This window comes from Streptomyces paromomycinus, assembly GCF_003865155.1.
In the GTDB taxonomy this organism is placed as follows: Bacteria; Actinomycetota; Actinomycetes; order Streptomycetales; family Streptomycetaceae; genus Streptomyces; species Streptomyces chrestomyceticus.
The window spans coordinates 8,564,056-8,588,685 of the sequence record NZ_BHZD01000001.1; the positions used below are offsets into that span (position 1 = coordinate 8,564,056).

Consider the following 24,630-nt stretch of genomic DNA (forward strand, 5'->3'; position numbering starts at 1 on the left):
TCACCGGTGGGCTCGACCTTCAGGGAATTCTCAGCGTCACCCGGTTTCTTCGTCCGGACGTATTGACGGTAATCGTGAGGTGGCGCATTGAGCGGCAGGGGCCCACGGGTCCTTCCCGCAGAGAGAGCGTGAAGGTATTCCACTGCCGGGCCCGGGTGTTTTCCCCCGCGCTGCCCGCGCACCGAAGTATGGCGTAATTCCTGGGCAGTCCGCATCGCGGTCACAGAGATCGGAGCGGCGTATCTCGGCAGGCAGGACGGCGGGTTTCTGATGGCCAACGAAGACAAGCTCCGCGATTACCTCAAGCTCGTGACGGCCAATCTGCGCCAGGTCCGCCGCCGGCTGACCGAGGTGGAGGAACGCAGCCAGGAGCCGATCGCGATCGTCGGTATGGGCTGCCGCTTCCCCGGCGGGGTGAACGGCCCCGCGGACCTGTGGCGGCTGCTGGCTTCCGGCACCGACGCGATCGGCCCGTTCCCGGCCGACCGCGGCTGGGATCTGGAGAACCTCTACGACCCCGACCCGGACCGTCCGGGCACCTCCTACGCGCGGCACGGCGGGTTCGTCTACGACGCGACCGACTTCGACGCGGACTTCTTCGGGATCAGCCCGCGCGAGGCGGCGGCCATGGACCCGCAGCAGCGGCTGCTGCTGGAGGTTGCCTGGGAGGCGTTGGAGCAGGCCGGTATCGACGCGAACGCGCTGCGCGGCAGCTCCACCGGTGTCTTCGCCGGCTCCTACGGCCAGGGCTACGGCACCGGCCCCTCGGTCAAGACCCAGGGGCTGGAGGGGCATCTGCTGACCGGCGTCTCCACCAGCGTCACCTCGGGCCGCCTGGCCTTCACCTTCGGCCTGGAAGGCCCGGCGGTGACGGTGGACACCGCGTGCTCCTCCTCGCTGGTGGCCCTGCACATGGCCGCGCAGGCGCTGCGCGCGGGGGAGTGCTCGCTGGCGCTGGCCGGCGGTTCCACGGTGATCTCCGCGCCGTCCGTGTTCGTGGGCTTCTCCCGGCAGCGGGGCATGTCGGACGACGGACGCTGCAAGTCCTTCAGCCAGGACGCGAACGGTTCGGGCTGGGCCGAGGGGGTGGGCCTGCTGGTGGTCGAGCGCCTCTCCGACGCGCGGCGCAACGGCCACCACGTGCTCGCCGTGCTGCGGGGCAGCGCGGTCAACCAGGACGGTGCGTCCAACGGGCTGACCGCGCCCAACGGTCCCGCGCAGCAGCGGGTGATCCGTGCCGCGCTGGCCAATGCCCGTCTCACTCCTGGTGATGTGGACGTGGTGGAGGCGCATGGCTCGGCGACCAAGCTGGGCGACCCGATCGAGGCTGAGGCCCTGCTGGCCACCTATGGCCGGGAGCGGCCGGAGGGGCGGCCGTTGTGGCTGGGGTCGGTGAAGTCCAATATCGGTCACACGCAGGCAGCCGCTGGTGTTGCGGGTGTCATCAAGACGGTGCTGGCTCTTCAGCATGGGCGGTTGCCGCGTACGCTGCATGTGGATGAGCCGACGCCGCATGTGGACTGGTCGGCGGGTGAGGTCAGGCTGCTGGCGGAGTCGGTGCCGTGGCCCGGTGGTGAGCGGGTACGCCGGGCGGGTGTCTCCGGGTTCGGGATGAGCGGCACCAACGTGCACGTCATTCTGGAGGAGGCCCCGGCCGAGGAGCTCCCGGCCGAGGAGACCGAGGAGACGGACACCGACGGGGCCCCCGCCCCGGTGGCCACCGCCCCCGCGCCTGAGCTGCTCGCCGATGGTGGTCCCACGGCGTGGTTGGTGTCGGGTCGGTCTGCGGAGGGTCTTGCTGCGCAGGCGGGGCGGTTGGGGGAGTGGGCGGCGGAGCGTCCGGCGTTGCGTCCGGTTGATGTGGCGTGGTCGTTGGCGGCTACGCGGGCGGTGTTGGAGCATCGTGGTGTGGTCGTGGCTGGCGACCGGGCGGGGTTGTTGGATGGCGTGCGAGATCTGGCGGGCGGTGAGTCGGCCGCGCCGGGTGTGGTGTCGGGGGTTGCTCGGGCCACGGGTCGGACGGTGTTTGTGTTCGCTGGGCAGGGTGCTCAGTGGGTCGGTATGGGACGGGAGTTGTTGGCTTCGTCGCCGTTGTTCGCGGCGCGGTTGGCGGAGTGTGAGGCGGCGCTGGCGCCGTATGTGGACTGGTCGCTCAGCGATGTCCTGACGGGGGCGGAGGGCGCTCCCGCGTTGGAGGCGGCTGAGGTTGTCCAGCCTGCGTTGTGGGCGGTGATGGTGTCGCTGGCTGCTGTCTGGGAGGCGGCGGGTGTCGCCCCGGATGCGGTGGTGGGTCACTCGCAGGGGGAGATTGCTGCGGCCACCGTGGCCGGAATGCTGTCGCTGGAGGATGCGGCGCGGGTGGTGGCGGTGCGGTCCCGTGCGCTGTCGGGGCTGGATGTGGCCGGGGCGATGGTGTCGGTGGTGATGCCGGCCGGTGCGGTGCGTGAGCTGGTGGCGGGTTTCGACGGCCGGTTGTCGGTGGCTGCGGTCAATGGTCCGGCATCCGTGGTGGTGTCGGGTGAGTCGGAGGCGCTGGCGGCGTTCGAGCGGGAGCTGGCGGCGCGCAAGGTGCTGCGCTGGCGTATCCCGGCCACGGACTTCGTGGCGCATTCGGCGGCGGTGGAGCCGCTTGCCGACCGGCTCCGGGAGGAGCTGTCGGAGATAGCCCCGCAGGCGGGTCGCGTTCCGATGGTCTCCACGGTTACGGGCGAGTGGCTGGCCGGGCAGGAGGCGGATGCCGGGTACTGGTTTGCGAACCTGCGGCAGACGGTGCGTTTCGAGGATGCCGTCCGGAGTCTGCTGGAGGCCGGTTACGGAGCGTTCGTCGAGGTCTCGCCGCATCCGGTGCTGACCGCTGCGGTGACCGAAACCGCTGAGGATGCGGATGCGGGCGCCGCGCAGGTGTTGAGCATCGGCACCCTGTCCCAGTCCGATGCCGGTGCGGCCGGTCTGCTGCGCGCCTTCGCGCAGGCGCATGTGGCGGGGCTGCCGGTGGACTGGCGCAAGGTTCTGCCGACCGGTGAGGTGGTGGATCTTCCCACCTACGCCTTCCAGCACCGCCGCTACTGGCTGGAGACCTCTGCTGCCGTCGGCGCCGGGGACGGGGCACCCACCGAGGTGGAGGCGCGGTTCTGGGCCGCCGTCGAAGGTGGCGACCTGTCGGATCTCGCGGACACGTTGGCCGTCGAGGACCGTCGGCAGCTGCTTGAGGTGCTGCCGGTGCTGGCGTCCTGGCGGCGCCGGGAGCGGGAACGTTCGGCCACCGAGGGTTGGCGCTATCAGGTCACCTGGGCGCCGGTGGCCGATCCGGCACCGGCTCGCCTGACCGGTCGCTGGCTGCTGCTCGTACCGGCCCAGGAGGCCGACGGCGAGGCGGCCCGGCAGTGCCGTGCGGCGCTGTCTGCCCGTGGAGCGGACGTCGTGGTGCTGGAGACAGCCGGGGCCGTCGCACGTGAGGCGGTGGCCGAGCAGGTGCGCGCGGCACTGCCGTCGGACGGGTTCGCCGGCGTTCTCTCCCTGCTGGCGCTGGACGAGACGCCGATGCCGGGCCACCCGTCGCTGACTGTGGGCCTGGCCGCCACCCTCACCCTGGTGCAGGGCCTCGGCGACGCCGAGGTGGACGCCCCGCTGTGGGTAGCCACCCGTGGCGCTGTCGCCACCGGCTCCGGCGAGGCGCCGAACAGCCCGCTCCAGGCCCAGGTCTGGGGCTTCGGCCGGGTCGTCGCCCTGGAGCATCCCGAGCGCTGGGGCGGACTGATCGACCTGCCCGCCGACTTCGACGGATCGGACGGACCGGACAACGCGGACGGGCAGGTCGCGGCACGCCTGGGTGCGGTGCTGGCCGGTTGCGGTGAGGATCAGGTGGCGATCCGAGCGGCCGCCATCCTGGGCCGACGGCTGACCCACGCCCCGCAGCCCGCCTTGCCGGACCAGCCGTGGACGCCGGGCGGCAGTGTCCTGATCACCGGCGGCACCACGGCGGTCGGCGGACACGTCGCGCGCTGGGCGGCCGGGCGCGACGCCCGGCGGCTGGTGCTGACCGGCGCTCCCGAGCACGAGGGGGTCGCGGCGCTCGCCGCCGAACTGGCCGCCGCGGGCAGCCGGGTGGACGTCGTGGCGTGCGATGTCAGCGACCGCGCCGAGACGGCCGGGGTACTGGCGTGGACGCGGGCCCGGGGACCGGAGCTGTCCACGGTGCTGCACTTGGCGGAGATCGTCGACAGCGTGCCGGTGGACGACCTGGACGCGGCGCAGCTGGCCGAGGTGCTGGCGGCCAAGGCCGGATCGGCGGCGATACTGGACGAATTGACCGCCGACTGCGACCTGGACGCGTTCGTACTGTTCTCCTCGGTCGCCGCCGTGTGGGGCGGCGGCCGGCAGCCCGGCTTCAGCGCGGCCAACGCCTATCTGGAGGCGCTGGCCGAGCACCGGCGCGCCCGTGGCCTGACCGCTCTCGCGGTGGCCTGGGGCCCGTGGAACGCGGGCACCACCGCCACCGGAGACGACGGCGTCCAGCTGGAGCGGCGCGGGCTGCGGCTGCTGGACCCCCCGGCGGCCACCGGAGCGCTGGCACAGATCCTGGACGGCGGCGAGAGCCGGCCAGTGGTGGTGGACGTCAACTGGGCGCAGTTCGCGCCGCCGTTCACGCTGCGCCGCCCCAGCCCGCTGATCGCCGGCCTGCCCGAGGTCGCGGCGGCGCTGGCAGCCGGCACCGCCGAGGAGGCCGAAACCGTCCCCGAGGCGCGCGGCTCGCTGCTGCGCCGACTGGCCGGGCAGAGCGCCGCCGAGCAGCAGCGCACCCTGACCGACCTGGTCAGGGGCGAAGCGGCAGCCGTGCTGGAACACTCCTCCGTACAGGCCGTCGGCAGTGGCCGGGCCTTCAGCGAGCTGGGTTTCGACTCGCTGACCGCGGTGGAGCTGCGCAACCGGCTCGCCGCCGCCACCGGCCTGGCGCTGCCCGCCACGCTGCTCTTCGACTACCCCAGCCCCAGGGTGCTGGCCGGCTACCTGGCCGCCGAGCTGCTGGGCAGCCCGGACGCCGGGGCCGACGCCGCCGTCGCGGTCCCGGTGCGGGCCGGTGCGGAGGAGGACGACCCGGTGGTCGTCGTCGGCATGGGCTGCCGTTTCCCCGGCGGGGTCAAGACCCCCGAGGACCTGTGGCAGGTGCTGGCCGGCGGCACCGATGCGATCGGAGCCTTCCCGGCCGACCGCGGATGGGACCTGGACGCCCTCTACGATCCGGACCCGGACGCGCCGGGTACCGCCTATGTGCGGCAGGGCGGGTTCGTCCACGACGCCACCCGCTTCGACGCCGGCTTCTTCGGGATCAGCCCGCGCGAGGCCCTCGCCATGGACCCCCAGCAGCGGCTGCTCCTGGGCACCTCCTGGGAGGCGCTGGAGCGCAGCGGCATCGTCCCCGGCTCGCTGCGCGGCAGCCGCACCGGCGTGTTCGCCGGCGCCAGCTTCTCCGGCTACGGCCTCGCCCAGCCGGAGGCGGCCCAGGGCCTGGAGGCGCACCTGCTGACGGGCACCACGACCAGCGTGCTCTCCGGCCGCCTCGCCTACACCCTGGGCCTCCAGGGCCCGGCGATGACCGTGGACACCGCCTGCTCCTCGGCGCTGGTGGCGGTCCACCTGGCCGCGCAGGCGCTGCGCTCGGGTGAGTGCACCCTGGCGCTGGCCGGCGGCGTGTTCGTCGCCTCGACCCCGGAGCTGTTCGTCTGGGTCAGCAAGCAGCGCGGACTGGCCCCGGACGGCCGCTCGAAGTCCTTCGCCGCCGACGCGGACGGCATGGGCATCGCCGAGGGCGCCGGCATGGTCGTACTGGAGCGGCTCTCCGACGCCCGCCGCAACGGCCACCCGGTGCTCGCGGTGGTGCGCGGCTCGGCGGTCAACCAGGACGGGGCGTCCAACGGGCTGACCGCGCCCAACGGGCCCGCGCAGCAGCGCGTCATCCACGAGGCGCTGGCCGGCTGCTCGCTGACCTGCGCCGAGGTGGACGCGGTGGAGGCGCACGGCTCGGGCACCCCGCTGGGTGACCCGATCGAGGCACAGGCCCTGCTGGCCACCTACGGCCAGGACCGCGGCGAACGCGACCCGCTGTGGCTGGGGTCGGTGAAGTCCAACATCGGCCACACCCAGGGTGCGGCCGGCATCAGCGGCCTGATCAAGATGGTGCTGGCGCTCCAGCACGAGCAGTTGCCGAAGACCCTGCACGCCGAGCAGCCCTCGCCGCACGTCGACTGGACCGCGGGCGCGGTACGGCTGCTGAGCCAGGCGCAGCCCTGGCCGGCCGGCGGCGCACGGACACGCCGGGCCGGCATCTCCTCCTTCGGCGTCAGCGGCACCAACGCCCACCTCATCCTCGAAGAGGCTCCCGAGGCCATTGAGGCCGCTGAGGTTTCTGAGACCTCGTCGGCCCCCGAGACCCCACAGACCCCCGAGGCAGCCCAGGCCCTGCCGGACCCGCAGGCCCTGCCGGACCCGCAGGCCCTGCCCGCCGGCGCGTCCGGTGACGGCGGACACGCCGTGGCACCGCCCGCGCTGTGGGCGGCGCCTGGCCCCGTCGCCTGGCTGGTGTCCGGGCGGACGGCGGACGGACTGCGCCGGCAGGCCGCCCAACTGGCGGAGCACCTGGCGGCCCGCCCCGAGGCTCAGGCGGCGGACATCGCCTGGTCGCTGGCGACCACCCGTACGGTGCACGAGTACCGGGCCGTGGTGAGCGGCGCGGACCGTACGGAACTCACCGCGGGACTGGACACGCTGGCCGCCGGACTGAGCAGCCCCCAGGTGATAGCCGGCACCACCGCGGCCGCCGAAGGCGCCGAGGAGGCCGGTCCCGTCTTCGTCTTCCCCGGACAGGGCGCCCAGTGGGCCGGCATGGGCCGCGAACTGCTGGCCACCTCCCCGGTGTTCGCCGAACGCTTCTCCCAGTGCGCCGAAGCGCTGGCCCCGCACGTGCACTGGTCGCCGGCCGACGTGCTGGCCGGTGCCGACGGCGCGCCGGGACTGGAGCGCGCCGAGGTGGCACAGCCGCTGCTGTGGGCGGTGATGGTGGCGCTGTCCGCGGTGTGGGAGGCCGCGGGCGTCACCCCCGCCGCGGTGGTCGGCCACTCCCAAGGGGAGATCGCCGCCGCCACGGTGGCCGGCATCCTCTCCCTCCCGGACGCGGCCGCCGTCGTGGCCGTACGCAGCCAGGAGCTGTCCGCCCTGGGCACCAGCGGCGGGATGCTGTCGGTGGTGCTGCCCGTCGCGGCCGTACGTGAACTGATGGAGCCCTGGGGCGACCGGCTGGCCGTCGCCGCGGTCAACGGGCCCGCCACCACCGTGGTCTCCGGGCAGCCGGAGGCGCTGGCCGAGTTCGGGGCCGCCCTGGCGGCCCGGCGCGCCATGCGCTGGCCGGTCCCGGCCGGTGACTTCGTGGCGCACTCGACCGAGGTGGACCAGTTGTCCGGGGCGCTGGCCGAGCGGCTGGGCGGCATCCGGCCGCAGGCCGGGAACATCCCGATGTACTCCACCGTCGAGTGCCGTTGGGTGGACGGCCCCCAGCTGGACGCCGGCTACTGGTTCGCCAACCTCCGCCACACCGTGCGCTTCCAACAGGCGGTGCAGGAGCTGGCCGCGGCCGGTCACGCCACCTTCGTCGAGATCTCCCCGCAGCCGGTGCTCACCGCCGCCATCGAGGAGACCTTCCAGGAACTGGCCACGGCCGGTACCCCGGTGGTCGCCGCGACGCTGGAACGGGAGCACGGCGGCCCGCGGCGGCTGCTGGCGGCCCTGGCGCAGCTGCACGTGGCCGGCACCGCCGTCGACTGGCGCCGGGTGCTGCCCGCCGGCCGCCGTATCGACCTGCCCACCTACGCCTTCGCCGACCAGCGATACTGGCTCGGCGCCGACCTCCCGGCCGGCCCCACCGCCCTCGCCCCCGCCCAGCCCGGCGCGGCCACCGAGGCCGAGTCCCGCTTCTGGGCGGCGGTCGAGGACGGCGACGCATCCCGCCTCGCCGCCACGCTGGCCGTGGACGCCGCCCAGCCCTTCGGCGAGGTGCTCGCCTCGCTGGCGGCCTGGCGGCGCCGCGAGCGGGACCGCGACGTCACCGCCGGCTGGCGCTACCGGGTCGGCTGGAGCCCGCTGAACGACCCGGCCCCGGCCCGCCCGTCCGGTACCTGGCTGGTGGCGGTCCCCGCCGCACCGGCCCCCGGCACCATGGACCTCATCCAGGCGTGCACCGACGCACTGACCGCGCGCGGCGCCCTGACTCAGGTGGTCCAGGTGGCCGCGGGCACCGAGCGCGCCACGCTGGCCGATGCCCTGCGCCCCGTCGGCATCGCGCCGTCCGAAGCAGACCCCGCCGCCACCCCGCCGCCGGTGACCGATGTGCTGTCGCTGCTCGGACTGGACGAGACACCGCTGGCCGACCACCCGGCGGTACCCGCTGGCCTGGCCGGCACCCTGACCCTGCTGCAAGCACTGTCCGACGCCGACATCAGCGCGCCCCTGTGGATGGCGACCACCGGCGCGGTGGCCACCGCCCCCGGCGACCGGCTGACCCGCCCCGTGCAGGCGGCCACCTGGGGCCTGGGCCGGGTCGTCGCACTGGAACAGCCCGAACGCTGGGGCGGTCTGATCGACCTGCCCGCGACCCTGGACGAGCGGGCCGCCGTCCGGCTGTGCGCGGTACTGGCCGGCTGCGGGGAGGACGAGGTGGCCATCCGGCCCGCCGGCATCCTCGCCCGCAGGCTGGCCCGGGCCCCGCGGCCCGCCACCGGCCGGCCGTGGACACCGCGCGGCACTGTCCTGATCACCGGCGGCACCGGTGCCGTCGGCGGGCACGTGGCGCGCTGGCTGGCCGGCCGCGGCGCCGAGCGGCTGGTGCTGACCGGCCGCTCCGGCGCCGGAGCCCCGGGCGCCGCCGCCCTCGCCGCGCACGTGGCCGCCGCCGGCACCACCGTGGAGATCCGCGCCTGCGACAGCGCGGACCGTACCCAGCTGGCCGCGCTCCTGGACCGGATCGCCGCCGACGGACCGCCGCTGACCGCCGTCATGCACACCGCCGGCGTCCTGGACGACGGCGTGCTCGACCGGCTGGACACGGACCGGCTGGCCAACGCCCTGGCCGCCAAGGCCACCGGCGCCGCCCACCTGGACGCCCTGACCGCCGACCGCGACCTGGACGCCTTCGTCCTGTTCTCCTCGGCGGCCGCCACCTTCGGCGGTGCCGGGCAGGCCAACTACGCGGCGGCCAACGCCTTCCTGGACGCCCTGGCCGAGAACCGGCGCTCCCGCGGCCTGCCCGCCCTGTCCATCGCCTGGGGCCCCTGGTCCGGCGACGGCGTCTCCCAGGCCACCGAGGCGGCCCGGCAGCGGCTGCGCCGCAACCGCTGGGAAGTCCTGATGGACCCCGAGCTGGCCGTCCAGGCCCTGGGCACCGCCCTGGCCGGCACGGACACCGTACTGACCGTCATGGACCTCGACCTCGCCGCCTTCGCCGCCGCCCCCGGGCAGCAACAGGCCCTCGACGCACCCCTGTTGCGTGACCTGGCAGAGGTGCAGCAGCTCAAGACGGCCCGGCACGCCGACGGCGGCGCCCAGCCGGCCGCGGGCGAACTGACCCGGCAGCTGGCCGGGCTGTCGCGGGCCGAACAGAACCGGCTGCTGGTGGACCGGATCCGTACCGAGGCCGCCGCCGTCCTCGGCCACGCCGGCTTCGACGAGGTCGAACCCGGCCGCGCCTTCAGCGAGCTGGGCTTCGACTCGCTGACCTCGGTCGAACTGCGCAACCGCATCGCCACCTGGACCGCACTGCGCCTCCCGGCGACGCTGATGTTCGACCACCCCACTCCCACGGTCCTGGCCGCACACCTGCGCACCACGCTGCTCGGCTCCCCGGACACCGGCCCCGCCGCGGCCCCGGCCCCGGACCTCACGGGCCACGCCGACCGCGACCCGATCGCCGTCGTCGCCATGAGCTGCCGCTTCCCCGGCGACGTGAACACCCCCGAGGAGCTGTGGGCCCTGCTGGCCGCCGGCGGCGAGGGAATCTCCGGCTACCCGCAGGACCGGGGCTGGGACGCCGACGCCCTGTTCGACCCCGACCCCTCGCACGCCGGCACCTCCTACACCCGCGAAGGCGGATTCCTGCACCAGGCCACCCGCTTCGACGCCGGCTTCTTCGGGATCAGTCCGCGTGAGGCGCTGGCCATGGATCCGCAGCAGCGCCTGATGCTGGAACTGTCCTGGGAGGCACTGGAATCCGCCGGCCTGGACCCCGCCACCCTGCGCGGTTCGCGCACCGGCGTGTTCATCGGCGGCTACTCCTCGCACTACAGCCTGGCCAGCATGCAGCTCGGCGGCCAGGACGGCGCGGCCCAGGTGGAGGGTCACCTGGTCACCGGAAACGCGACCAGCATCATCTCCGGCCGCGTCTCCTACGTCCTGGGCCTGGAGGGCCCGGCGCTGACGGTGGACACCGCCTGCTCCTCGGCGCTGGTGGCGCTGCACACCGCCGCCCAGGCCCTGCGCTCCGGGGAGTGCCCGCTGGCCCTGGTCGGCGGGGTCGCGGTGATGGCCACCCCTTGGGAGATGGTCGGCTTCGCCCGGCAGCGCGGACTGGCGGCGGACGGCCGCTCCAAGGCGTTCTCCGCCGACGCCGACGGCATGGGCATGGGCGAGGGCGCCGGCATGGTCGTACTGGAGCGGCTCTCCGACGCCCGGCGCAACGGCCACCGGGTCCTGGGCGTCATCCGCGGCTCCGCCGTCAACCAGGACGGTGCCTCCAACGGCCTGACCGCCCCCAACGGACCGTCGCAGCAGCGTGTGATCCGCGCAGCCCTGGCCAACGCGGGCCTGAGCTGCGCCGAGGTGGACGCGGTGGAGGCGCACGGCACCGGCACTCCGCTGGGCGACCCGATCGAGGCGCAGGCGCTGCTGGCCACCTACGGCCAGGAGCGTCCGGAGGGGCGGCCGTTGTGGCTGGGGTCGGTGAAGTCCAACATCGGCCACACCCAGGCCGCCGCCGGCATGGCAGGCCTGATCAAAATGCTGCTGGCGCTGCGGCACGAACAGCTGCCGCGCACCCTGCACGCCGAACAGCCCTCGCCGCATGTGGACTGGTCGGCGGGTGAGGTGCGGTTGCTGACGGAGTCGGTGCCGTGGCCCTCCGGTGGCGACCGGGTGCGCCGGGCCGGTACGTCCGCGTTCGGGATCAGCGGTACCAACGCGCATGTGATTCTGGAGGAGGCTCCTGCGGTCGAGGCCGAGGTCGAGGTCCAGGCCGAGACGGGGGGCGAGGGCTTCGGTTCGGAGCCGGTTGCGGCTCTTGCGGGTGCTGGTGCTGGTGCGTGGGTGGTTTCGGGTCGTACGGCTGAGGCGTTGTCGGCGCAGGCTGGACGGTTGCGGGAGTGGGTGTCGGCGCGTCCGGAACTGGGCGCGGCCGATGTGGCCTGGTCGCTGGCGGCGACGCGGTCGGCGTTCGAGCACCGCGCTGTGGTGCTCGGTACGGAGCGTGGTGCCCTTCTCGATGGCGTGCACAGCCTGGCGGCCGGTACATCCTCGCCCGAGGTGGTGTCGGGCGTGGCCCGGCCGGATGCCCGGGTGGGCTTGATCTTCGCGGGGCAGGGTGCGCAGTGGGCGGGTATGGGCCGTGGTCTGTATGCGGGCAGTGCGGTGTTCGCCGAGGTCTTCGACCGGGTGTGCGGGCTGCTGGAGCTGGAACTGGGCACCGAGGTACGCCTGCGGGATGTCGTCCTGGAGGGTGATGCGGAAGCTGCTGGGCTGGCGGATCAAACGCTGTATGCGCAGGCGGGTCTGTTCGCCTTCGAGGTAGCCCTGGCGGCGGTGCTGAAGGCTGCTGGTGTGGTGCCGGATGCGGTGGTGGGCCATTCGGTGGGCGAGGTGGCCGCGGCCCATGTGGCTGGGGTGTTGTCGCTGTCGGATGCCTGTGCGCTGGTGGCGGCCCGTGCCCGGCTGATGCAGGAGCTGCCGTCGGGTGGGGCGATGGCGGCGGTCAACGCCGCCGAGGCAGATGTCATCGCCTCGTTCGACGAGGTGTCGGGTGAGGTGGCTGTCGCGGCGGTCAACGGTCCGGAATCCGTGGTCGTCTCCGGTGCGGCCGAGGCGGTTGATGCGGTGGTGGAGCTGTGGCGGGACCGAGGCTGCCGGGTGCGGCCCCTGCGTGTCTCGCACGCCTTCCACTCCCCGGCCATGGACCCGGTGCTGGACGATCTCCGTACCGTTGCGGAGAAGCTGGAGTTCCGTCGCCCGGAGGTGATGTGGGCCGGTGCCCTCACCGGTGAGCTGGTGTCCGATCCGCAGGCTGACTACTGGCCCGCGCAGACCCGCCAGACAGTCCGCTTCGCCGACGCGGTGGCTACCCTCGCGGCGGAAGGCATCTCCGTCTTCCTCGAAGTGGGCCCGGACGGCTCACTCTCCTCCCTCGGCCCGGACGCGGTCGCAGCGGTGGACGGGGCCGAGCCCGCCTTCGTCCCGCTCCAGCGGCGCAGTACCGAAGGCACCGCAGGCCTGCTGACCGGTCTGGCCCGTGCCTTCGTCAACGGTGTCCCGGTGGACTGGACGCGTGTGCTGCCTGCCGGTGAACAGATTGAGCTGCCCACGTACGCCTTCCGGCACCAGCGGTACTGGCCCAACGGCATACAGACCCTCCCGCACGCCTGGGGCGACAGCGCGTCCGCCCCTGGGCAGGACCGGTTCTGGGCGGCCGTCGAGGACGGCGACCTCACCGGTATCACCGACGCCCTCCCCGCGGAGGACGCGCAGCAACTGGCCCAGGCACTGCCCGCGTTGGCGTCCTGGCGGCGCCGCGAGCAAGACCGGTCGGCCACCGCCGACTGGTTCTACCGGGTGAACTGGGAGCCGGTCACCGACCCGGCCCCGGCAGACCTGAGCGGCACCTGGCTTCTGGTGTTCCCCGCCGGACCGGTCGCGCAGGCGCTGACCGAGCACTGCACGCAGGCACTGACCGCCGGGGGCGCCCGGGTCGTTCCCCTGGAAGCCACGCAGACAGCCGACCCCGAGCGGCTGGCAGCACAGATCGCCGCGGTGCTTCCCCCGGACGGCGTCGCCGGCGTCGTCTCCCTGCTGGCCCTCGACGAGACCCCGCTGCCCGGCCACCCGGCGCTGACACAGGGCCTGGCCGGCTCCCAGAACCTGACGCAGGCCCTGGTCGCCGAGCACGTGCTCGCCCCGGTGTGGGGCGTCACCTGCGGCGCTGTCGCCGTGGCGCCCGAAAAGGCACCGGCCCGCCCGGTGCAGGCACAGGCATGGGGACTGGGCCGGGTCGTCGTCCTGGAACACCCCGACCACGGCGGCGGCCTGATCGACGTGCCCGAGCAGTGGGACGAGAACACCGCACAGCGCCTGCGCGCCGTACTCGCAGGCTGCGCCGAGGACCAGGTCGCCCTCCGCCCGTCCGGCATTCACGGACGCCGGCTGACCCGCGCCGCGCAGCCGCGCGAACGCGCCGAACAGTGGGCGCCGCGCGGCACCGCCCTGATCACCGGCGGCACCGGCGCCATCGGCGGGCACGTGGCACGCTGGCTGGCCGGCCGTGGCGCCGAGCGGCTGGTGCTCACCAGCCGCTCCGGCCCCGGCGCCGCCACCAGCGTCGCGCTGGCCGCCGAACTGGCGGCGGCCGGGACACAGGTGGACATCCTGGCCTGCGACGCCGCCGAGGAGACCGCGCTGGCCGGCGCGATCGACTGGATCAGCGTCGGCGGCCCGCCGCTGACCGCCGTCCTGCACGCGGCCGGCCTCGGCCAGATGACCCCGCTGGACCAGGCCTCGGTACCGGAACTGGCCGCGGTCCTCGCGGCCAAGGCCGCCGGCGCGGCCACCCTGGACCGGCTCACCGCCGACCTGGAACTGGACGCCTTCATCCTGTTCTCCTCCGTCGCCGCCACCTGGGGCAGCGCGATGCAGGCCGGCTACGCGGCGGCCAACGCCTACCTGGACGCCCTCGCCCAGGACCGCCGGGCCCGCGGCCTGGCCGCCACCTCGGTGGCCTGGGGCCCGTGGGGCGGCGGCGGCATGACCGACGAGGAAGCCACCGGCCACATGGAACGGCGCGGCCTGCGCCTGATCGACCCCCAGGCAGCGCTCGGCGCCCTGGCCCGGGCACTGGACGCCGACGAGCCGACGCTCACCGTCGCCGACGTGGACTGGGAACGCTTCGCGCCGCCGTTCACGCTGCGCCGCCCCAGCCCGCTGATCGAGAGCCTGCCCGACGTGGTCCAGGCACTGGCCGCCCGCGGCGACGACGGCGACGCCCCCGAGGCGTCGGCCGCAGGCAACGCGCTGGCCCGACAGCTCGCCGCCCTGTCCCCGACCGAACAGGACCGGCTGCTGATCACACTGGTGCAGACCGAGGCCGCCACCGTGCTGGGCCACCCCGGCCCCGAGTCGGTACAGGCCGAACGGGCCTTCAGCGACCTGGGGGCCGACTCGCTGACCGCCGTGGAACTGCGGGACCGGCTGGGCCGCGCCACCGGGCTGCGCCTGCCCAGCACCCTGCTGTTCGACTACCCGACCTCGGCCGCACTCGCCGGCCACCTGCGGGACCGCCTCACCGAGGAGAGCAGCCCCGCCCGACCCGTCCTGGCCGAACTGGACCGGCTGGAGGAGATGCTCACCGGAGTGCCCGGCGGCGACGCCGCCCAGATCACCAGCCGGCTGGAGCTCGTCCTCTCCCGCTGGAAGCAGACCCAGGCCCAGAACGCCGAAACCGAAGTCGCGGAGAAGCTCGAATCATCGTCCGACGACGAAGTCTTCGACTTCATCGGCAAAGAACTCGGAATCTACTGAACCGGCCAGCGCCGCGACTTCTTCGACGAGGTGAGTTAAATGAGCGAGGAGAAGCTTCGCTATTTCCTCAAGCGGGTGACCGCCAACCTGCACGAGACCAGGCAGCGCCTGCAGGAGATGGAGGCGGCCGGCGGCGAGCCCATCGCCCTGGTGGGCATGGCCTGCCGCTTCCCCGGCGGGGTGCGCAGCCCCCAGGACCTGTGGCAACTGCTGGACGCGGGCCGCGAGTCGGTGGCCGCGCTGCCGCGCGACCGCGGCTGGGACCTGGGTGACGACGGCACCGGACAGGACGCCGCCGAGGTCCAGGCAGGCAACTTCCTGCACGACGCCACCGGCTTCGACCCCGCCTTCTTCGGGATCAGCCCGCGCGAGGCGGTGTCGATGGACCCGCAGCAGCGGCTGCTGCTGGAGGTTGCCTGGGAGGCGCTGGAGCGTTCCGGCATCGACCCGTCCGCGCTGCGCGGCAGCCCGACGGGCGTGTTCGCCGGCGCCTCCGCCTCCGGGTACGGCTGGGCCAGCGGCGCCCAGGGCGACCTGGACGGGCACGTCATGACCGGCAACGCGATGAGCGTGCTCTCCGGCCGCCTCGCCTACACCCTGGGCCTGGAAGGCCCGGCGGTCACCGTGGACACCGCCTGCTCCTCGGCGCTGGTCTCGCTGCACCTGGCCTGCCAGGCCCTGCGCGCGGGAGAGTGCTCCATGGCCTTGGTCGGCGGCGCCTACGTGGCGGCCACCCCGGTCCTGTTCACCGACTTCAGCCGCTCCCTGGGGCTCTCCCCGGACGGCCGGTGCCAGGCGTTCGGGGTCGGCGCCGACGGCATGGGCGTCGCCGAGGGCGTCGGCGTCGTGGTCGCCGAGCGCCTCTCCGACGCCCGGCGCAACGGCCACCGCGTACTCGCGGTCGTACGGGGCAGCGCCGTCAACCAGGACGGTGCCTCCAACGGCCTGACCGCCCCCAACGGCCCCGCGCAGCAGCGCGTCATCCGCGCCGCCCTGGCCGGTGCCCGCCTGACCGCGTCCGAGGTGGACGTGGTGGAGGCGCACGGCACCGGTACCCCGCTGGGCGACCCGATCGAGGCCCAGGCACTGCTGGCCACCTACGGCCAGGAGCGCCCCGAGGGCCGCCCGCTGTGGCTGGGCTCGGTGAAGTCCAACATCGGCCACGCCCAGCAGGCCGCGGGCATGGCCGGAATCATCAAGATGGTCCTGGCCCTGCAGCACCAGAACCTGCCGCGCACCCTCCATGTCGAGAAGCCCACCGACGAGGTGGACTGGTCGGCGGGCGAGGTCAGGCTGCTGGCCGAGCCGGTGCCGTGGCCCAGCGGCGAGCGGGTGCGCCGGGCCGGTGTCTCCGGCTTCGGCATGAGCGGCACCAATGTGCACGTGATCCTGGAGGAGGCCCCGGCCGAAGAGGCCGAGGAGGCCATGGATCCGGCCGGACCGGACGGACCGGCCACGGACGCAGGCGAAGGTGAGGCTGAGGCGCAGGCCCTGGCCGAGTCGGCGCAGCACGGGCCGGACGAGCAGGCCGGATCGGCCCCCGCCCCGGCGCTGCTCGCCGACGGCGGACCCACGGCCTGGCTGGTGTCGGGCCGGTCTGCGGAGGGCCTTGTCGCGCAGGCGGGACGGCTGCGGGAGTGGGCGGCCGAGCGCCCCGCCCTGCGTCCGGCCGACGTGGCCTGGTCACTGGCGGCCACCCGGTCGGTCTTCGAGCACCGTGGCGTGGTTGTCGCCGACGAGCACGCCGCATGTCTGTCCGGCCTGGACAACCTGGCTGCCGCAACGGCTGCCGGTAATACGGTTGTTGGTGTTGCTCGGGCTGTTGGTCGTACGGTGTTTGTGTTTGCTGGGCAGGGTGCGCAGTGGGTGGGGATGGGGCGGGAGCTGTTGGGCTCGTCGCCGTTGTTTGGGGCGCGGTTGGCGGAGTGTGAGGTGGCGCTGGCGCCGTATGTGGACTGGTCGCTGACTGAGGTGCTGGCGGGTGTTGAGGGTGCTCCGGCGTTGGAGGCGGCTGAGGTCGTTCAGCCTGCGTTGTGGGCGGTGATGGTGTCGCTGGCTGCGGTGTGGGAGGCGGCGGGTGTCACTCCGGATGCGGTGGTGGGTCACTCGCAGGGGGAGATCGCTGCGGCGACGGTGGCGGGGATGCTGTCGCTGGAGGATGCGGCGCGGGTGGTGGCGGTGCGTTCGCGTGCGCTGTCAGCCCTTGATGTGGCCGGGGCGATGGTGTCGGTGGTGATGCCGGCTGACGCGGTACGTGAGCTGGTGGCGGACTTCGACGGCCGGTTGTCGGTGGCTGCGGTCAATGGCCCGGCGTCGGTGGTGGTCTCCGGTCAGGCGGAGGCGTTGGCGGCGTTCGAGCGGGAGTTGGCGGCGCGTAAGGTGCTGCGCTGGCGGATTCCGGCGACGGATTTTGTGGCGCATTCGGCGGCGGTGGAGCCGCTTGCCGCCCAGCTCGAAGCGGAGCTGTCGGGCATTGTCCCGCAGGCGGGCCGCGTCCCGATGGTCTCCACCGTTACGGGGGAGTGGCTGGCCGGTGAGGCGGCGGATGCCGCGTACTGGTTCGCGAACTTGCGGCAGATGGTGCGCTTCGAGGAGGCCGTGCGCACGCTGCTGGAGGCCGGTTACGGAGCGTTCGTCGAGGTCTCGCCGCACCCGGTGCTGACCGCCGCGGTGACCGAAACCGCTGAGGACGTGGATTCGGGCGCCGTGCAGGTGCTGAGTATCGGCACCCTGTCGCAGACCGATGCCGGTGCGGCCGGTCTGCTTCGCGCCTTCGCGCAGGCGCATGTGGCGGGGCTGCCGGTGGACTGGCGCAAGGTTCTGCCGACCGGTGAGGTGGTGGAGCTGCCGACCTACGCCTTCCAGCACCGCCGCTACTGGCTGGAGCCCTCCGCCGCAGCAGCTGCCGCCGCGGTTGCCGCCGGCGGGTCCTCGGCCGCCGAGGCACGGTTCTGGGCCGCCGTCGAAGGCGGCGACCTGACCCACATGGCCGACGTGCTCAACCTGGACGACGCGCACGCGCTGGGCGAGGTACTTCCTGCCCTCACCTCCTGGCGCCGCCAGGAACAGGACCGGTCGGCCACCGCCGACTGGCGCTACCACATCACCTGGGCACCGGTGGCCGACCCGGCCGCCGCCGTCCTCACCGGCCGCTGGCTGCTGCTCACCGGCCCCGAGGGCACCGGCCCGGCCCAGGCCTGCGCCCAGGCGCTCGCCGCCCGTGGTGCCGACACCACCATCGTGGAGGTGCCCGCGGGCACCGTGGACCGCGCCGCGATGGCGGCCGTCCTCGGTCAGGCACTGCAGGAGACCACGGCGCCGTCGGGCATCGTCTCGCTGCTCGCCCTGGACGAGACGCCGGTGCCGGGGCACCCCGCGGTCCCGGGCGGCCTGGCCGGCACACTGGCCGCGGTGCAGGCGCTGGGCGACACCGGGGTGGAGGCCCCACTGTGGGTACTGACCCGCGGCGCCGTCGCCACCACCGCCCAGGAGCCGCCCGTCACCCCGGCACAGAGCCTGACCTGGGGCTTCGGCCGGGTCGTCGCCCTGGAGCACCCCGACCGCTGGGGCGGACTGATCGACCTGCCCGCCGACTTCGACGGACCGGACGGCGCGGACGGACAGATCACGGCGCGCCTGTGCGCGGTGCTGGCCGGCTGCGGCGAGGACCAGACCGCGATCCGGCCGGCCGGAATCTTCGGCCGCCGGCTGAGCAGGGCCGGCCGCCCCCGCGACGAGGCCGGACCGTACACGCCCGGCGGCAGCGCCCTGGTCACCGGCGGCACCGGCGCCATCGGCGGACGCGTCGCCCGCTGGCTGTCCGGCCGCGGCGCCGCCCGGCTGGTGCTGACCAGCCGTTCCGGTCCCGCCGCCGCTGGAGCGGCCGTTCTGGCCGCCGAACTGGCCGCCGCGGGCAGCCGGGTGGACATCGTGGCCTGCGACGTCAGTGACCGCGCCCAGGTCGCCACGGTGCTCGGCCGGATCGCCGCGCAGGGCCCCTCGCTGACCACGGTGCTGCACACCGCCGGCGTCAACCAGGCCACCCTGGTGCAGGACACCGACCTCGCCGAGACGGACGCCGTACTGGCGGCCAAGACGGCCGGCGCCCGGCACCTGCACGACCTGACCCGCGAACTAGGCCTGGAACTGGACGCGTTCATCCTGTTCTCCTCCATCTCCGCCACCTGGGGCAGCGGCCTGCAGCCCGCCTACGCCGCCGCCAACACCTACCTGGACGGCCTCGCCCAGCACCGCCGCGCCCACGGCCTGCCCGCCACCTCGGTGGCCTGGGGCTCCTGGGGCGGCGGTGGCATGACCGACGAGGTCGGCGCGGCGCAAGGCATCCGCCGCGGCCTGATCGTCATGGATCCGGACCACGCCGTGCAGGCGCTGGCCCAGATCCTGGACTGCGGCGAACCCCAGATGACCGTCGCCCACGTGGACTGGCAGCGGTTCGCGCCGCCGTTCACGCTGCGCCGCCCCAGCCCGCTGATCGAGAACCTGCCGGAGGTCCAGGAGGTGCTGGCCGCAGACGGGCAGCCCACCCCGGGCAACGGTGACACGGCAACCGGCCCGCAGGCCGGAGCCTCCTGGCGCCGACAACTGGCGGGTCTGTCCCGCACCGAGCAGAAGCGGACCCTGCTCACCCTCGTCCAGACCCAGGCGGCCGCGGTCCTCGACTACGCGGCACCCGGCGACGTCGAGGCCACCCGCGCCTTCAGCGACCTCGGCTTCGACTCGCTGACCTCGGTCGAACTGCGTAACCGGCTCAGCAGTGCCACCGGCCTGCACCTGCCCGCCACCCTGCTGTTCGACGCCCCCACGCCCAGCGCCGCCGCCGAATTCCTGCTGGCCGAACTGGCCGAGCTGACCGGCACACCGGACGGCACGCAGGCCGACGCGTCGCGCACCGCCCCCGTTCTGGCGGCGGCCGCGGACGAACCGCTGGCGATCGTCGGCATGGCCTGCCGCTACCCGGGCGGCGCGAGCGGCCCGCAGGAACTGTGGAACCTGATCACCGCCGGGACCGACGCCATCTCCGTACTGCCCGAGGACCGCGGCTGGGACATCGAGGACCGCCAGGGAGACCCCCAGGGCCCCGTCCGCTCCGGCGGCTTCGTCTACGACGCGACCCACTTCGACGCAGGCTTCTTCGGGATCAGCCCGCGCGAGGCGGTGTCGATGGATCCGCAGCAGCGGCTGCTGCTGGAGGTGGCCTGGGAGGCGCTGGAGCGCTCCGGCATCGACCCGTCCGGGCTGCGCGGCAGCCCGACAGGCGTGTTCGCCGGTGCCTCCGCCTCCGGCTACGGCTGGAGTTCCGGGGTGCAGAAGGAGCTCGACGGCCACCTGGTGACCGGCATCTCCACCAGCGTGGTCTCCGGCCGCGTCTCCTACGTACTGGGCCTGGAGGGTCCGGCAGTGACGGTGGACACCGCGTGCTCCTCCTCTCTGGTCGCGCTGCACATGGCCTGCCAGGCACTGCGCTCCGGGGAGTGCTCGCTGGCCCTGGCAGGCGGGGTCATGGTGGCGGCCAACCCGCTGCTGTTCGACCAGTTCAGCCGGCAGATGGGCCTCTCCCCGGACGGCCGGTGCAAGCCGTTCGGGGCCGGTGCCGACGGCATGGGACTGGGCGAGGGCGCCGGCATGCTGGTGGTCGAGCGGCTCTCCGACGCGCGGCGCCATGGGCACAAGGTCCTGGCCGTCGTACGGGGCAGCGCCGTCAACCAGGACGGTGCCTCCAACGGCCTGACCGCCCCCAACGGTCCCTCCCAGCAGCGGGTGATCCGTGCCGCGCTGGCCAACGCCCGTCTCACCCCTGCTGACGTGGACGTGGTGGAGGCACACGGCACCGGCACCCCGCTGGGCGACCCGATCGAGGCCCAGGCCCTGCTGGCAACCTACGGACAGGACCGCGGCGAGGGCGACCCGCTGTGGCTGGGCTCGGTGAAGTCCAACATCGGCCACACCCAGGCTGCTGCCGGTGTCGCCGGTGTCATCAAGATGGTTCAGGCCCTCCAGCACCGCGAGCTGCCGCGCACCCTGCACGCAGCCGAGCCCTCCCCGCACATCGACTGGTCGGCCGGCGACGTCAGACTGCTGACCGAAGCGGCCCCGTGGCCGGGCAAGGACCGGGTACGCCGGGCCGGCGTCTCGTCGTTCGGCATGAGTGGCACCAACGCCCACCTCATCCTGGAGGAGGCTCCGGCGGAGACTGCTGACGCTGGCGAAGCGCCTGAGCCGGCTGAGGATGGACCTGCTGTTCTTGCGGTGGGTGGGGCGTCCGCGTGGTTGGTGTCGGGTCGGTCTGCGGAGGGTCTTGCTGCGCAGGCGGGGCGGTTGGGGGAGTGGGCGGCGGAGCGTCCGGCGCTGCGTCCGGTTGATGTGGCGTGGTCGTTGGCGGCTACGCGAGCGGTGCTGGAGCACCGTGGCGTGGTTGTCGCCGGTGGTCGGGAAGGGTTGTTGGACGGGGCTCGGGGTCTGGCGGCTGGTGAGTCGGCGGCGCCGGGTGTGGTGTCGGGTGTTGCTCGGGCTACTGGTCGTACGGTGTTTGTGTTTGCTGGGCAGGGTGCGCAGTGGGTGGGGATGGGGCGGGAGCTGTTGGGCTCGTCGCCGTTGTTTGCGGCGCGGTTGGCGGAGTGTGAGGCGGCGCTGGCGCCGTATGTGGACTGGTCCCTGACGGAGGTGCTGGCGGGTGCCGGGGACGCCCCTGCGTTGGAGGCGGCTGAGGTTGTTCAGCCGACGTTGTGGGCGGTGATGGTCTCCCTCGCTGCGGTGTGGGAGGCGGCTGGCATTGTGCCGGATGCGGTGGTGGGGCATTCGCAGGGGGAGATTGCTGCGGCGACGGTGGCGGGGATGTTGTCGCTGGAGGATGCGGCGCGGGTGGTGGCGGTGCGTTCGCGTGCGCTGTCGGGGCTGGATGTGGCGGGGGCGATGGTGTCGGTGGTGATGCCGGCCGGTGTGGTGCGTGAGTTGGTGGCGGGTTTCGACGGCCGGTTGTCGGTGGCTGCGGTCAACGGTCCGGCGTCGGTGGTGGTCTCCGGTCAGGCGGAGGCGTTGGCGGCGTTCGAGCGGGAGCTGGCGGCGCGCAAGGTGCTGCGCTGGCGGATTCCGGCGACGGATTTTGTGGCGCATTCGGCGGCGGTGGAGCCGCTTGCCGCCCAGCTCGAAGCGGAACTGTCGGGCGTTGTCCCGCAGGCTGGCCGCATCCCGATGGTTTCGACCGTTACGGGTCAGTGGCTGGCCGGTGAGGAAGTCAACGCTGAGTACTGGTTCGCGAACCTGCGGCAGACGGTGCGCTTTGAGGATGCCGTCCGGAGTCTGCTGGAGGCCGGTTACGGAGCGTTCGTCGAGGTCTCGCCGCATCCGGTGCTGACCGCTGCGGTGTCCGAAACCGCTGAGGATGCGGATGCGGGCGCCGCGCAGGTGTTGAGCATCGGCACCCTGTCCCAGTCCGACGCGGGCGCGGCCGGTCTGCTGCGCGCCTTCGCGCAGGCGCATGTGGCGGGGCTGCCGGTGGACTGGCGCAAGGTTCTGCCGACCGGTGAGGTGGTGGAGCTGCCGACCTACGCCTTCCAACACCGTCGCTACTGGCTGGAAGCCTCCGCGACCACAGCTGCCGCCGCGGTTGCCGCCGGCGGGTCCTCGGCCGCCGAAGCGCAGTTCTGGGCCGCCGTCGAAGGCGGCGACCTGTCCGGCGTCGCGGACACCCTGGCCCTTACGGACCAGCAGCAACTCAGCGGCGTCCTCCCCGCGCTGGCGTCCTGGCGGCGCCGCGAACAGGAACGTTCGGCCACGGAAGGCTGGCGTTACCGGATCACCTGGGCGCCGGTGGCCGACCCGGCACCGGCCCGGCTGACCGGCCGCTGGCTGCTGCTCGTACCGGCTTCGGAGGCCGATGGTCCGATGGCGCGTCAGTGCCGTGCGGCGCTCACCGCCCGTGGAGCGGACGTGGTGGTGCTGGAGATGGCCGGGGCCGCCGCGCGTGAGGCGGTGGCCGAGCAGACCCGTGCGGCGCTGCCGACGGACGGGTTCGCCGGCATCCTCTCCCTGCTCGCGCTGGACGAGACGCCGATGCCCGACTACCCGTCGCTGACCGTGGGCCTGGCCGCCACCCTCGCCCTGGTGCAGGGCCTCGGCGACGCCGACGTGAATGCCCCGCTGTGGGTAGCCACGTCCCAGGCGGTGGCCGCCGCACCCGGCGAGCCGCCGGTCCGCCCGCTGCAGACACAGGTCTGGGGCCTGGGCCGGGTCGTCGGTCTGGAGCACCCCGAGCGCTGGGGCGGACTGATCGACCTCCCCGCCGACTTCGACGGACCGGACGGGCAGATCGCGGCGCGGCTGGGCGCGGTGCTGGCCGGTTACGGTGGTGAGGACCAGGTGGCGATCCGAGCGGCCGCCATCCTGGGCCGACGGCTGACCCACGCCCCGCAGCCCGCCTTGCCGGACCGGCCGTGGACTCCAGGCGGCAGTGTCCTGGTCACCGGCGGCACCGGCGCCATCGGCGGACACGTCGCGCGCTGGGCGGCCGGCCGTGGCGCCCGGCGGCTGGTGCTGACCAGCCGCTCCGGGCCCGCCGCTGCCGGAGCGGCCGCCCTGGCCGCCGAACTGGCGGCCGCGGGCAGCCGGGTGGACATCGTGGCCTGCGACGTCAGTGACCGTGCTCAGGTCGCCGGGACGCTCGGCCGGATCGTCGCACAGGGCCCCTTGCTGACCACGGTGCTGCACACCGCAGGTATCGGGCAGGCCGTGACGGTGGCCGAGGCCGACCTGGCCGAGACGGACGCGGTACTGGCGGCCAAGGCGGCCGGAGCCCGGCACCTGGACGAGCTCACCCGCGAACTCGGCCTGGAACTGGACGCGTTCGTGCTGTTCTCCTCCATCTCTGCGATCTGGGGCAGCGTCGTGCAGCCCGCCTACGCCGCCGCCAACACCTACCTGGACGGCCTCGCCGAGCAGCGCCGGGCCCGCGGCCTGCCCGCCACCTCGGTGGCCTGGGGCCCCTGGGGCGGTGGCGGTATGACCGACGCGGAGACCGCCGGACGGCTGGCCCGTGGCGGCGTGGCGCTGATGGACAAGGACCGCGCGGTCCAGGCTCTGGCGCACATCGTGGACGGCAGGGAGGGGCCGCTGACCATCGTCGACGTCGACTGGTCGCGATTCGCCGTGCCGTTCACGCTGCGCCGCCCCAGCCCGCTGATCGCCGGCCTGCCCGAGGCCGCCGCGGCCCTGGCGGCGGAGGCGGCCGTCCCGGCGACCGACCCGGCCGCGGGAGCCTCGCTGCGCGAGGAGCTGGCCGGGCTGCCGAGTGCCGAGCAGCACCGGGCGCTGGTCCGGCTGGTGCAGGAACACGCGGCCGCGGTACTCGACTACGCCGTACCCGGCGACGTCGAGGCCACCCGCGCCTTCAGCGACCTCGGCTTCGACTCGCTGACCTCGGTCGAACTGCGTAACCGGCTCAGCAGCGCCACCGGCCTGCAACTGCCCGCCACCCTGCTGTTCGACCACCCCACCCCGCAAGCGGCGGCCGACCATCTGTGGAGCGAGCAGTTCCAGGACGGTACGGGTGCGGTGTCCCTGGTGGAGGAGGTCGACCGGCTCGGGTCGCTGCTGACCGGGGCGGCGCCGGACGAGAAGACGTACGACATGGTCACCGAGCGCCTGCACCACCTCCTCGCCCAGTGGAAGGAGAGCGGCGCCCCGCAAGAGAGCCAAGCAGTCGCGGACAAGATCGGATCCGCAACGGACGACGAGATATTCGAGTTCATCCACCGAGAACTCGGCCGGTAACCGGCCCCCCTCAGGTGCGGACAGCAC

At 73.8% G+C, this 24,630-nt stretch carries 2 protein-coding genes; both read left to right on the forward strand.

Annotated features, from left to right (window positions below; translation table 11 throughout):
* Nucleotides 1–270: 270 nt before the first annotated feature.
* Nucleotides 271–14,817, forward strand: a complete 14,547-nt coding sequence (locus OEIGOIKO_RS43645; RefSeq protein WP_125057668.1) for a type I polyketide synthase — start codon at nt 271–273, stop codon at nt 14,815–14,817.
* 39 nt (nt 14,818–14,856) lie between these two features.
* The gene (locus OEIGOIKO_RS36800; protein WP_125057669.1) at nt 14,857–24,603 is read left to right on the forward strand and encodes a type I polyketide synthase; all 9,747 of its coding nucleotides are present in this window, start codon (nt 14,857–14,859) and stop codon (nt 24,601–24,603) included.
* Nucleotides 24,604–24,630 lie beyond the last annotated feature (27 nt).

Excerpts from the sequence above, each read along its gene's own strand:
- OEIGOIKO_RS43645 (WP_125057668.1), top strand. The coding sequence starts at position 271 with ATGGCCAACGAAGACAAGCTCCGCGATTACCTCAAGCTCGTGACGGCC.
- OEIGOIKO_RS36800 (WP_125057669.1), top strand. The coding sequence starts at position 14,857 with ATGAGCGAGGAGAAGCTTCGCTATTTCCTCAAGCGGGTGACCGCCAAC.